This is a genomic window from Eubacterium sp. AF34-35BH, assembly GCF_003477765.1.
Lineage (GTDB): Bacteria > Bacillota > Clostridia > Lachnospirales > Lachnospiraceae > Eubacterium_G.
On the sequence record NZ_QUDZ01000002.1, the window covers coordinates 239,240 to 253,178 of the forward strand.

Below are 13,939 nucleotides of genomic sequence, written 5' to 3' on the forward strand. Positions count from 1 at the left end.
GGTTGTTAATAAAACAACTTTTCTCAGCAAACTGGAAAAGTTATTTTATTTCAACCTTTGGATTTACACGTTTATTTCTGCACTTAATCCTAAGATGTCTTTATTTGCATCTAAGATTGGCTTTATTTCTTCTGCTAAGAATTCATCTACCTGTTCAGGTGAACGTCCTACATACTTGCTTGGATCCATTGTTTTCTGAAGATCTTCAAGTGACATATTAAATGCGTCATCATTTGCAATAAGTTCAAGTAAGTTGTTATCAAGACCTTTCTGCTTAACATTTGCTCCGGCTTCCATTGAAAGTTCACGAATCTTTTCGTGTAATTCCTGTCTGTCCCCGCCAGCTTTTACAGCATCCATCATAATATTTTCTGTTGCCATAAATGGAAGTTCGCTCATAAGTCTCTTTTCAATAACCTTATCGTATACAACCAAACCGTCTACTACGTTAAGATATAAATCTAAAATTCCATCAATTGCAAGGAATGATTCAGGCACACTAAGTCTCTTGTTTGCTGAGTCATCTAATGTTCTTTCAAACCACTGTGTAGCTGATGTAATGGCTGGATTTAATGCTGTAACCATTACATAATTTGCAAGTGATGCAATTCTTTCGCTTCTCATAGGATTTCTCTTGTAAGCCATTGCTGATGAACCAATCTGATTCTTTTCAAATGGTTCTTCAATTTCCTTTAAGTGCTGTAATAATCTAATGTCATTAGAGAATTTATGAGCACTTGCTGCAATACCTGCTAAGATGTTAAGCACTCTTGTATCCATCTTTCTTGAATATGTCTGACCTGATACAGGGAAGCACTTATCAAATCCCATTTTGTTTGCAATTTTCTTTTCAAGTTCTTTGATTTTTTCATGATCACCTTCGAAAAGTTCTAAGAAACTAGCCTGTGTTCCTGTAGTTCCCTTACTTCCAAGAAGCATCATGTTATCTAAAATATAATCTAAATCATCTAAATCTAATTTTAATTCCATAAGCCATAATGTAGCTCTTTTACCTACTGTTGTTGGCTGAGCAGGCTGGAAATGTGTAAATGCTAAAGTTGGCTGTGATTTGTACTTGTCAGCAAACTTTGCAAGTTCATTTATAACATTAATTAATTTCTTACGAACTAACTTAAGACCTTCTGTCATAATGATAATATCAGTGTTATCCCCAACGTAACATGATGTTGCACCAAGATGAATAATACCTTTTGCCTTTGGACACTGTTGTCCGTAAGCATAAACGTGTGACATTACATCGTGGCGAACTAATTTTTCTCTTTCTTTTGCAACATCATAATTAATGTCTTCAGCGTGAGCTTTTAATTCATCAATCTGTTCCTGTGTAATGTTAAGTCCAAGTTCCATCTCTGATTCAGCAAGTGCAATCCATAACTTTCTCCATGTTTTAAACTTCATGTCAGGTGAAAAAATGTACTGCATTTCCTTACTTGCGTATCTTTCTGACAACGGGCTGTTATATCTGTCGTTCATAAAAACCTCCTTGATTTTTAAATAGTTTGTATATATTAAATTTCTTTAATACCGAATAAATATTTGTCTGTGCCGGCTGATTTACAAATCAACTTAAGCCTTATATTTTAGTAAATATATTTTATTTCTTATATTCACCACGAATATCTTCCTTAGGTGGTTCAAGGGGATATTTTCCTGTAAAACATCCCATACATATTTCCTGTCCTCTTGAAAGTTCCTTCAAGCGTTCCACTTTAAGGTAACCTAAAGAATCTGCTCCAATAACATCATTGATTTCTTCAACTGTTCTGTTATGAGCTATTAACTGTTCCTTAGAAGGAATATCTGTTCCAAAATAACATTCGCTAATAAATGGTGGAGAGCTTATTCTCATATGTACTTCTGTAGCACCTGCTTCTCTTACCATCTGTACAATTCTATCACTTGTAGTTCCTCGTACAATTGAGTCATCAATCATAATAACTCTCTTGCCCTTAACTACTTCTTTTAACACGTTAAGTTTTACACGAACACTTGACTCACGACTCTTTTGCTGTGGCTTAATAAATGTTCTTCCAACATAACTATTCTTTACAAAAGCTGTTCCGTAAGGAATTCCTGCCTGCATTGCATATCCCATTGCAGCAACATTACCTGATTCAGGTACACCTACAACAATATCAGCATCTACAGGGCTGTCCATTGCTAAAAATTTACCTGCCATAATTCTTGAATCGTAAACACTTACTCCATCAAAGTAACTGTCAGGTCTTGCAAAATAAATATATTCAAATATGCATCTTGCCTGATCTTCCGGCTTAACACAAAGTGATTTGTCTGACTTAATACCGTTTTCGTCGATAGTTACAACTTCTCCCGGTTCTACATCTCTAACAAATTCTGCATCAATTGTGTCAAGTGCACAGGACTCAGATGCCAAGATGTAGGCATTGTCTCTTTTTCCAATACATAATGGCTTAAATCCGTATGGATCTCTGGCGCCAATTAATTTTCTTGGACTTGAAACTACCAATGCATATGCACCTTTTAATTTTTTCATTGCATTTACAACTGCTTCTTCTGCTGTTTTACTTTTGATTCTTTCTCTTGCTACTAAATAAGCAATAACTTCAGAATCAATAGTAGTCTGGAAAATAGCACCTGTATACGCTAACTCATCTCTAAGTTCATTAGCGTTAATTAAGTTACCATTATGTGCCATCATTAATGTACCTTTTACATAATTAATAACTAATGGCTGTGCGTTGCTAATTACACTGTCTCCGGCTGTAGAATATCTAACATGTCCTACACCGATATTACCCTTTAGACTTTGAATCTTTTCCTGATCAAACACTTCATTTACAAGGCCCATTCCCTTATATAAGTCTACTTTTCTTGGGCCACTGGTATCTGATACAGCAATACCACAACTTTCCTGTCCTCTGTGCTGTAGTGCAAAAAGACCATAGTATATGGAAGAAGCCACGTCATTTCCGTCAAAGTCATACATTCCAAACACACCACATTCTTCGTGTAATGCATCAGGTTCCCAACTCATACTTACATCTCTCTGATTCATTATAATCTCCCTTGAAAATAAAAAAATGAAGGTAAAAATGAAAACATATATTATATGTATTTTTTCATTTTCCTCCTTCATATTAAAATTCGCTATTGTGACATTTAGAAAAAAAACGCCACGCGTACATTATAAAACGAAGAAAAGAGAAAATCAACACAGATTTTCTCTTTCCCACACTTTATTACTTTATTTAACTAAATAAGTTCTTTTAATAATTTGTTTACAACACCCGGATTTGCTTTGCCCTGTGTTGCCTTCATTGTCTGACCAACTAAAGCTCCAATAGCTTTTCCTTTTCCTGAACGGACATCCTCTACTGCCTTAGGATTTTCTTCGATTACTTTTTTAACGATTTCTCTTAAAGCATCCTCGTCATTATCCTGTTTCATACCATGTTCTTCAACATATTTTTCAGGATCAACATCTGACTTGAACATTTCTTCAAAGACTTCCTTAGCAGCACCACGGTTAACTACGCTATCTTCAATTAACTTAATTAATTTTGAAAGGTTGGCTGCTGAGAACTTAATCTGGTCAGGATCAATTGACTCTTCCTTGCAAAGTCTCATTGTTTCACCCATGATCCAGTTACTAACTTCTTTTGGTTTATTTCCAAGAGCAACTGTCTCTTCAAATAAATCTGCAAGTGGCTTGTACTGTGTAATAATATCTGCGTCATATTCAGGAAGTTCAAATTTCTCAATGTATCTTGCCATCTTTTCGTCTCTAAATTCAGGCTCACGTGATTTTACTTCCTGTAACCATTCTTCACTGATTATAACAGGTACTAAATCAGGATCAGGGAAGTATCTGTAATCCTGTGCATCTTCTTTTGAACGCATAGCGTAAGAATACTCTTTTGTATCATCCCAACGTCTTGTTTCCTGAATTACTTCCTTACCAGCTTCTATTAAGTCAATCTGTCTTTCTCTTTCGTTTTCTATAGCTCTTGCAATTGCCTTAAATGAGTTAAGGTTCTTCATTTCAGTTCTTGTACCAAATTCACTGGCACCAACTTCTCTTACTGAAAGGTTTACGTCAGCTCTCATTGAGCCTTCGTTAAGCTTACAGTCAGAAGCTCCAAGGTACTGAATAATCATACGCAATTTTTCAAGATATGCTACTACTTCGTCAGCACTTCTCATGTCAGGTTCTGACACGATTTCAATAAGTGGCACACCTGAACGGTTTAAGTCCACTAATGAACAATCGTAAAAGTCATCATGGACTAACTTACCTGCATCTTCTTCCATATGAATTTCATGAATTCTAACCTGCTTTTTCTCACCATCATCACCTTTGATTTCAACATATCCATTAGTACAAATTGGTTTGTATAACTGTGAAATCTGATAGTTCTGTGGATTGTCAGGATAAAAATAATTCTTTCTATCAAACTTCCCGTTTCTTGTAATGTCGCAGTTTGTAGCAAGTCCAACTGCCATTGCATATTCTACTACCTGTTTATTTAATACAGGAAGTGAACCCGGCATACCTGTACAAACAGGGCATGTATGTGTATTTGGTGCTCCACCAAACTCTGTTGAACAGGAGCAGAAAATTTTTGTTTTTGTTGCTAATTCCACATGAACTTCAAGTCCTATGACTGTCTCGTACGCTTTTTCCATTGCTGCTCCTCCTAATCTCTGTTCTTTGCTACTTTGCATCTTTCATAGTCTCTTGACTGTTCATATGCATAAGCTGCTCTGATAATATTATTTTCTTTGAAACAATCTCCAATAATCTGCATGCCAATTGGAAGTCCCTTACTGTCTGTCCCACAAGGAACACTGATTCCCGGAAGTCCTGCTAAGTTTACTGAAATTGTATAAATGTCACCTAAATACATCTGAATTGGATCTGATAAGCTCTCACCAAGTTTTGGTGCTGTTGTTGGAGCTGCAGGTCCGATAATAACATCATATTTTGCAAAAGCTTCATCAAATGCCTTCTTAATTAAAGCCTTTGTTCTTAATGCTTTTAGATAATATGCATCATAATATCCTGAACTTAATACGAAAGAACCAAGCATAATACGTCTCTTAACTTCCGCACCAAAGCCTTCGGAACGTGTTTTCTTGTACATGTTGTGTAGTCCTTCGTACTCAGGTGTACGATAACCGTATTTTACACCATCAAATCTTGCAAGGTTTGAGCTTGCTTCTGCTGCTGCGATAACGTAATATGCAGGAATTGCATAATCTATTAAATCTAAGTCAAATTCTTCAACAACAGCTCCCTTTTCTTTAAGAACTTTTACACCATTAAGAATTGCTTCTTTAACTTCGCTGTCAAGACCTTCACCAAAATAGCCCTTTGGAATACCAATCTTTAAACCTTTTACATCATCTACCAAGGCACTTGTAAAATCATATGATTCTCTTTTTACTGATGTAGAATCTTTTGGATCATAGCTTGCTATTGTCTCTAAAATTGTTGCACAGTCTGTAACATCCTTTGCAACTGGTCCAATCTGATCAAGTGATGAACCGTAAGCAATAAGACCGTATCTTGATACTGTACCATATGTTGGCTTAATACCTGTTACACCACAAAATGAACTTGGCTGTCTAATTGATCCACCTGTGTCTGAACCAAGGGCATATGAACATTCTTCTGCTGCAACGGCTGCACAGCTACCACCTGATGAACCACCTGGTACATGTTCATTGTTCCAAGGATTTTTTGTTACCCCGTAATGAGAAGTTTCTGTTGTACTGCCCATTGCGAACTCATCCATATTAGTCTTTCCTATTATAATGGCTCCTGCTTTTTCCAAATTCAAAACAGCCTCAGCTGTGTATGTTGGATTAAAGTTTTCTAATATTTTTGAACTACATGTTGTTAAGACTCCTTCTGTACACATGTTGTCCTTTATTGCCACAGGCACACCTGCTATAGGTCCTGTAAGCTCTCCTGCATCTATTTTTGCCTGAACTTCCTTTGCCTTAGTTAATACTTTTTCTTTTTCTAACACAGTTACATAACTGTTTATATCGCTTTCCACTGCTTCAATCTGTGCAAAAGCATCAAGAACGGCATCTTCAACTTTCACTTCACCGCTTTTGATTTTTTTACCTAATTGAACAGCTGTAAGATTCATTAAACTCATATTTGTTCCTTTCGATAAATTACATTAATTCTTTCTGAAACTTTAATTTATAATTTTCCTTATTATTAATCAAATGTTTTTGGTACAACAAATGCGCCATCTTTTTCTTCCGGTGCATTCTTTAATATATTCTCTCTATCGTCACCATTAGTAACAACATCTTCTCTGAAAACATTGTTTACAGGGAATACGTGACTCATAGGTTCAACGTTGCTTGTATCAAGTTCATTAAGTTTGTCAATGTAATCAAGCATTTTTCCCATATCTTCTTTTGCTTTTTCTTTTTCCTCGTCGGACAATTCAAGCTTCGCTAAAATACCAACATATTCAATTGTTTCGTCTGAAATAACGTTAGCCATTGAAACCTCCTTCTATCTTAATACCTCTGTTTTGGGTAAAATTTACATATAGTCTATATTTTACATAAAAACAATGCAAAAATCAATTAGCTACAAAATATAACTAATAATCTTCACAATATGCTTTAAAATTTGATGGCAATATGTGTTATTGCTGCTTTTATTGACTTTTTATTACAACTATCTTATACTTTGTTTGTTATTTATTTATACCTATTTAATATTGATTATTTCCTATTATAATATGTTTAAAAAAATAACATTTGACTTAAGCAAAATTACTTAATAATTTTTCATCAGGTGTTTGCAAATATTTATATATCTGCAAACCCTTTTAATGCTGTCAAAAAACAATTTAATATTTTTATAACACGAAAGGATTTATAGCATATGAAAAGTTTTCTTAAAAACATGTCTGATAGAGATGTGAAGATACTGATTTACGCTGTTTTTGCAATAACAACTGTTTTCTTTGCCTCAACACTATCACTTCCGTATGTACTTGATGAAACAGGTACAGTTGCCAATACAGCTTTTATGGCAGGAGATGATTGGAGCTTTTGTGTACAAACAATGGGAGGTTTTTATTACAAATATGCATTTTCTGCTTTATATTATCCTATTTATATAGCATTCAGAAGCAATCCTGTTTATATGTACAAGGCAATGATATCATTTAACATGCTTATTATGAGCTTTATACCTGTTATTTCATATCACATTTGCAGAAAGCATTTAAAAATCGAATCAAAAATACAGGCATTATTAATATCCGTACCTGCAGTTGGTATTTCTTCAATTTGGTTATATGCAATGTATGCCCGTTGTGATGTTATGCTTATATTTTTACCATGGCCAATTTTACTTGTAATATTAGAATTATCTTCAACAACAAGTAAAACTGTTAGAAATGTTCTTTCAGCAGTGTTGGCATTTGTGACAGTATATGCTTATATGACACATACAAGAGGTGTCGTTTTAATTATTGCGGCATTTATGACTGTAGTTTTAATTTCTGCAGTTTACAAACACAAAACAGTTAATTATTTTATATACGTTCCTGTCTCAGGAGTTTTAATGGTTATCGACAAATTCCTGGCCGCTTTCTTTAAAAATGGCGTTTATGGAATTTATGGTACAAGACATGGTAGTATTGATGTAATCGACATGGAAACTCTTGGTAAATTATTTACACTTAAGGGCATGTTAATCGAACTTAAATTAGTTGCCGGCTGGTTATTTAACCTTTTTGCCTCAACTATGGGACTTGTTATCATTGGCTTCTTTGCAGCATTAATAATATTATTTATTAATTTGAAAAAAGCTAACAGAAGCAAAAATATAGGTGAAACTATTTTATCTTTATTTTCCGCTTTATGCTTAATGGGAACTTTTGCGCTGGGAGCATTATTCTTCTTCCCAAGTGCATACGAACTATTTACAGGAGTTGAACTTAAACGAGCTGATCGTATTGTTTTCGGTCGTTACACAGTTGGTGCTGTGGGACTTATAGTTTTAATTGCCCTTTATTCTTTAGTTATAAAGAAGGGAATTATTATTAAGTGGAAGGCTAAAGTTTTAGCTGTAGTGTCTTACGTTTTAGTATTTGTTTATTTTATAAAGAAAGTTAGTCCTGTTTTGGCTACTGTTCCAAAAACAAATACAAGATACTTCATTTCATTAACAAAGTTCTTCAACGTGGAAGACGGAATCACAACCGGTACTTACCCACAGATGACGGAAGCTTTCACAAAAGCAGGCTTCCTATCATTAGGTTTGTTACTTGTAATATTAATACTTACAAGTATTAACAAAATACAGGTTATTTACAGCGCTACTGTTTTAATATTTGTTCTCTCCGCTCTTAACTACAGATATGTAGCTTCAGAAGTTAGAGGTGGACGTGATGAATTAGTATATGAAAGAACTCACAACATCATTGACTATATTGCAGAAATTGATGAAAAAACAAACGTGTCAGAAAAATATCCTGATATTTACTATCATAAGAGTGCATATTTGGTTAAAACATATCAATTTGGTCTGCCACAGTTTAATATAGGAACATTAAAATATTTACGTGACGACAAGAAACAGAAGGAATTTATTGTTATATGTGATAAAGCCAGTGTTAATATTGCTATTGAGGACGCTAATGATATTTACGGCGACAATGATAAGTTCTATACTTTTAATACATTTAAGAATATTGTAGGTGTTCCTGATACAATTCTTGTAAAAGGAAAAAATTTAGCTAAATTTTTAAAGAGCAAAGGTTACGCTCTTTCAGAATATAAGGTACAATAGATTTAAAGTACAGTAGAATATAAAAATACAGTAAGGAGATTTGAAATGAAATTAATTATTCAGGTACCATGTTATAACGAAGCAGAGACTCTGGAAATTGCGCTTAATGATTTACCAAAGCACATTGACGGAATTGATGAGATCGAATACCTCATTATTAATGACGGTAGTGCCGATAACACTGTGGAAGTTGCAAAAAAATGGGGTGTTCACTATGTAGTAAACTTTAAACAGAACAAGGGCTTAGCCAAAGGATTTATGGCAGGTCTTGATGCATGTTTGCGAAACGGTGCAGATATTATTGTTAATACTGATGCTGACAACCAGTATAACGGTGATGACATTGAGAAATTAGTAAGACCTATTTTAGATGAAAAGGCAGATATCGTTATTGGTGAAAGACCTATTGATAACACAGCTCACTTTTCTCCTCTTAAGAAGAAATTACAGCACTTTGGAAGCTGGACTGTTCGTGTAGCTTCTAAATCAGACATACCTGATGCTCCAAGTGGTTTTAGAGCATACAGCAGAGAAGCTGCTTTAAGATTAAATGTTGTAAATGAATACACATACACACTTGAAACTATTGTCCAGGCAGGAAGAACTAAGATGGCAATGACATCTGTTCCTATTAGAACAAACCCTGAACTTAGAAAATCACGTTTGTTCAGCAGTATGTTTGGATATGTAAAAAGATCTATGGTAACTATTGTCCGTTCATTTATGATGTACAAGCCATTAAAATTCTTTGGAATCATTGGAGGCATCCTTTTCGCATTAGGACTTGCACTTGGAATCAGATTCCTTGTATATTATGGCATGGGTGCAGGTAGCGGACATGTTCAGTCACTTATTTTAGCAAGCACATTTTTACTTATGGGTGTACAAACATTTATTATTGCACTCCAGGCAGACATTATTGCTGCTAACCGCAAGATTTTAGAAGATGTTCAGTACCATGTAAGAAAAATCGACTATGATAATGATGCTAAAAACAAAGAAGACAAAGAAAGCAAATAGGAGTAATCATGAGAGATATAACAATTGCTATTACAGCAGCAAGCTACAGCGGCAACAAAGGTGCCGCTGCTATGCTACAAAGTTCAATTAAACAGTTACACGATGTTTACGGAGACAGACTAAATATTAACTTAATGTCTGTTTATCCAAGCGAGGACAAGAAACAATTACCTTTTGACTTTATTAATATTACAAGCACAAAACCGGAACAGCTTTTATTTATAGCTTTTCCACTTGCTATACTCTATAAGCTTTTTAAATGGTGTCCACCTATTAAAAAGCTTCTTTTAAAAAATAAAATATTAAAAACTTACACAAACACAGACCTAGTTGTTGACGAAGCAGGTATTTCTTTTGTTGACAGTCGTGGTTTTGTAATGAATACTTACGCTTTTGTTTGTGCAGCAGTTCCACTTTTAGTTGGCACTCCTGTTGTTAAGTATTCACAGGCTTTAGGTACATTCAAGAATCCTTATAACAAATTCCTAGCAAAATGGATTCTTCCAAAGCTTAAGCTTGTTTGCGCCAGAGGTCAGAAAACATACGATAACCTTATGGGTATTGGCGTAAAAGACAATGTTAAGTTATGTGCTGACGGTGCTTTCTCAATGGAAGACAGCGAATACTGGAACAACGAAATCAATAGAATCTGTAGCGAAGACAGTTTTTACAATGACAATGTTGTTGGCCTTTCAATTAGTTCTGTAGTTGAGAAGAAATGCGAAAAAATGGGGATTCCTTACAAGGATACAATGGTTTCCTTTGTAAACTACTTAAACGAAAGCGGTTATAACGTAATTCTTATTGCAAACGCGGCAAGAATTAACAGTGAAAAGTCAAGAAACAACGACCTTATGGTTGGAGATGCAATTTATAACGACGTTTCTAACAAAGACAAAGTTCGTTGGTACCATGAAGAAATGGATGCAGAACAGATTAGAGCTTTCATTGGAAAATGTAGATTTTTAGTTGCTTCAAGATTCCATGCAATGATCGGTTCCCTTGAACAGAAAGTTCCTGTTCTTCTTATTGGTTGGAGCCACAAATATCAGGAAGTTCTTGATATGTTTGAACTTGGTCAGTACGCAATAGACTTTTCAAAATTAGAATTATCAGAATTAAAGAAAAGTTTTGAGGACTTTGTTTCTCACGAAGATGATATTAGAGCTAAACTTAACAAAAACCTTGATTCTGTTTTAGCAAGTTCAAGAAACAACATTAAATATATTAGCGAAATTATAGATGATGTAACAAAAAATCCAAAAAAAAAATGTAAATTATTAGATTTTAACAATCCTGATAAATACATTGGTTCTCACATTGGCTGTAAAAAAGGTTATTCAACAAACGAAGACATTCGTGGCAACGCAGCTTCAGGCGGTATGGTTACTGCTCTTCTTTGCAATATGTTAAAGAACAAAGAAATTGACGGCGCCTGGGTAACTAAGACAGCTTTTGAAAACGGCGAATTAACTTACAAAACATACATTGCAACTACAGAAGAAGAAATCAGAGATGCTTCATCAAGTGTTTATATGAACATTCCTATTCTTAAGCACATTGATGTAGTTAGAAATTTTGACGGAAAAGTTGCTGTTGTAATGACACCATGTATGTTAAGAGGTTTAGATACAATAATGAAAAAAGATCAATCACTCAAAGATAAGATTGTTCTTAAACTTGGTTTGTACTGTAGTGGCAACCATTCTCCTAAGGCAACTACCCTCTCAATGGAAAAGTCAGGTGTTACAAGTGAAAATGCCAAACGTCTTTACTACAGAAGAGGACATTGGCGCGGAATTTCCAGTGTGATCTACAATGATGGCAGCACAAAGGAATTCTCTTACTCAAAAACAATTTGTTCCTACAAAAATGCCTATTTCTTTGAAAAAGATAGTTGTATGACATGCCAGGATCACTTTGGTGAATGTAGCGACATAAGCTTCGGTGACATTTGGCTTAAAGAAATGAAGGGTAACCCTATAAAGCACACAAGCTGTGTTATTCGTTCACAGAAAGCGTATGATGCTCTTAATCAGGCTATTGCTGATGGAGATATTTACGCAACACATATTAGTGACAAAGACATGGTTAGAAGCCAGAAACGTGCTCTTGTATTCAAATTTAACCTTGCAAAAGCAAAGAAAACAACTGCAAAATTAGATACAAGTGATAAATGCAAATGGAACCACAAACTTGCATTAAAGTTAGCTGAACATAACAAAAAATATTCAGAAGAACATTATGATAAGTTAGCCAAAGTTCCTACTAAAGTAATTTATTACTACATGTGCTTTATTCGTGTGCTATTAAGTTTTTAGGAGTTTTAACAAATGAAATCAAATAAATTCAACAAAAAGAATATAATGAAAATCTGCAAGATACTTTTTTTAGTTCTTGTAGCAATATTCCTTGCAAAATATTTTTATACAAGTTGGGATGATATCAAAAAAATCGACTGGGGCAAATTCAACTGGGGCATATTTATTTTATCAATATTCCTATACTTTGCTTACAAAGTTACATTAGCTTCATTGTGGCACTACATTACAAAATTAAATAAATGTAGCATTAAATACACTAAAGCCGTAACAAGCTATCTTTACTCAATTTTAGGTAAGTATATACCGGGAAAAGTATTTATGCTTGCGGCAAGAATTCCGGGATATCAGGAAGAAGGCGTTCCAATGCGAAAGGTTACAATATGTTTCTTCCTTGAAAACATTTGTACACTACTTGGAGCAGCATTTTTATTCTTAATTTCACTGTTCTTCTTTCCAAATGAATTATTAGCTAACTACAAATGGGCAACTATTGGTTTAGTTATTCTGTTTTTTATTTGCATTAATCCTAAAATCATTAATTTCTTCCTTTCAAAGCTTGGAAAATTAATGAAGAAAGATGATATGGAAATTACAATAACTTACCCACAAATGATTAAAGTTGTTCTACTATTCATTTGTAACTGGTTGATCGTTGGTACAGGTTTCTACATTTTGGTAGTTTCACTTTACCCTAGCGTTGGATTTTCACAGTGGCTATATGTTGGTGGAATTTACGGTTTATCAGCAATTATCGGTATTCTTGCAATTTTTACTGTTTCAGGACTTGGTGTAAGAGAAGGCATCTTAATCGCCGGATTAATTCTTATTATGCCAAAAGAGTATGCAGTAATTATTTCAATAGTTTCAAGACTTTGGGCAACAGTTGCTGAACTTATATTAATTTTAGTAGCTTTTATAGCTAATAAAATTATTGATATTAAGTCAAAAAAAACTAATCCTACACTTGAAAATCAGTCAACAAAATAATAAGATAGTATTATATTGTTGAACGGATTTTAAAAAAGATAGGAGGCGGTTATATGATACAAAGCAGAATAGTTAAATACTACGCAAAAAAAGATCCTAACATCGCAATTAAGGTAATTCCGGGACATTTTGTTTCAACACATTCACACCTTAACAATTACCTTGATATGACAACCATGAAGACACGTCAGAACGAGGCTGAACGAATAGCCATCGCAATGAAAGATTACTACAATGTGATGGGCAAGCCTATTGACACAATAGTCTGTATTGAAGGCTGTGAAGTCATTGGTGCATTTCTTGCAAGTGAATTAAGCAGAGCAGGAATTTTATCAATGAATGCTCACAAAACAATTTATGTTGTAACACCTGAATTTAACAATAATGGTCAGATGATTTTCAGAGACAATCTGAAACCTGAAATTGCAGGCAAAAACGTACTTTTGCTTCTTGCTTCAGCTACAACAGGCAAGACAGTTCGTAACAGCATAGAATGTATTCAATACTACGGTGGAATTCTTCAGGGAATTTCTTCTATCTTTAGTGCTGTTGATTCTATTGACGGACATAGAATTGATGCATTGTTTAGAGCCGATGACATTCCAAATTATGAAGCGTATACTCATAATGATTGTCCTCTTTGTAAAGCCGGCAAGGCTGTGGAGGCAATTGTCAACGGTTATGGATACAGTGAATTATAATTTTATACAAAAAGATTTTTTATAACAGAAAAGCTTAGGTTGTTAACACCTAAGCTTTTTGTCATTAT

At 34.3% G+C, this 13,939-nt stretch carries 10 protein-coding genes; 5 read left to right on the plus strand and 5 right to left on the minus strand.

Going from position 1 to position 13,939, the window contains the following annotated elements; translation table 11 throughout:
- Positions 1-63 precede the first annotated feature (63 nt).
- The 5 genes from purB to gatC form a co-directional block, all read right to left on the minus strand.
- Positions 64-1,494: an adenylosuccinate lyase gene (gene purB, locus DWZ69_RS03125; protein ID WP_118436119.1), complete on the minus strand. Its 1,431-nt coding sequence runs from the start codon at positions 1,492-1,494 to the stop codon at positions 64-66.
- Between the two features lie 121 nt (positions 1,495-1,615).
- Positions 1,616-3,058 (minus strand): amidophosphoribosyltransferase, encoded by a 1,443-nt coding sequence (purF, locus tag DWZ69_RS03130; RefSeq protein WP_199521859.1) that lies wholly within the window; start codon positions 3,056-3,058, stop codon positions 1,616-1,618.
- A 197-nt stretch (positions 3,059-3,255) separates the two neighbouring features.
- Positions 3,256-4,689, minus strand: a complete 1,434-nt coding sequence (gene gatB, locus DWZ69_RS03135; protein ID WP_117998726.1) for an Asp-tRNA(Asn)/Glu-tRNA(Gln) amidotransferase subunit GatB — start codon at positions 4,687-4,689, stop codon at positions 3,256-3,258.
- Between the two features lie 11 nt (positions 4,690-4,700).
- Positions 4,701-6,173, minus strand: coding sequence for an Asp-tRNA(Asn)/Glu-tRNA(Gln) amidotransferase subunit GatA (gene gatA, locus DWZ69_RS03140; RefSeq protein WP_118436121.1), 1,473 nt, complete (start codon positions 6,171-6,173; stop codon positions 4,701-4,703).
- Between the two features lie 65 nt (positions 6,174-6,238).
- A complete protein-coding gene (gene gatC / locus DWZ69_RS03145) occupies positions 6,239-6,532 on the minus strand; it encodes an Asp-tRNA(Asn)/Glu-tRNA(Gln) amidotransferase subunit GatC (RefSeq protein WP_117998631.1) in 294 nt (97 codons plus the stop codon).
- A gap of 390 nt (positions 6,533-6,922) precedes the next feature.
- Between gatC and DWZ69_RS03150 the strand changes: the two genes are divergently transcribed.
- The 5 genes from DWZ69_RS03150 to DWZ69_RS03170 are packed head-to-tail and all read left to right on the plus strand — an operon-like array spanning position 6,923 to position 13,871.
- Positions 6,923-8,839, plus strand: coding sequence for a hypothetical protein (locus DWZ69_RS03150; RefSeq protein ID WP_118436123.1), 1,917 nt, complete (start codon positions 6,923-6,925; stop codon positions 8,837-8,839).
- A gap of 45 nt (positions 8,840-8,884) precedes the next feature.
- Positions 8,885-9,859, plus strand: a complete 975-nt coding sequence (locus tag DWZ69_RS03155) for a glycosyltransferase family 2 protein (RefSeq protein ID WP_022165753.1) — start codon at positions 8,885-8,887, stop codon at positions 9,857-9,859.
- A gap of 8 nt (positions 9,860-9,867) precedes the next feature.
- Positions 9,868-12,180, plus strand: coding sequence for a polysaccharide pyruvyl transferase family protein (locus DWZ69_RS03160; RefSeq protein WP_118436125.1), 2,313 nt, complete (start codon positions 9,868-9,870; stop codon positions 12,178-12,180).
- Positions 12,181-12,192: 12 nt separating this feature from the next.
- Positions 12,193-13,170: a lysylphosphatidylglycerol synthase domain-containing protein gene (locus DWZ69_RS03165; protein WP_117998634.1), complete on the plus strand. Its 978-nt coding sequence runs from the start codon at positions 12,193-12,195 to the stop codon at positions 13,168-13,170.
- Between the two features lie 53 nt (positions 13,171-13,223).
- Positions 13,224-13,871, plus strand: coding sequence for a phosphoribosyltransferase (locus DWZ69_RS03170; RefSeq protein ID WP_199521860.1), 648 nt, complete (start codon positions 13,224-13,226; stop codon positions 13,869-13,871).
- Positions 13,872-13,939 lie beyond the last annotated feature (68 nt).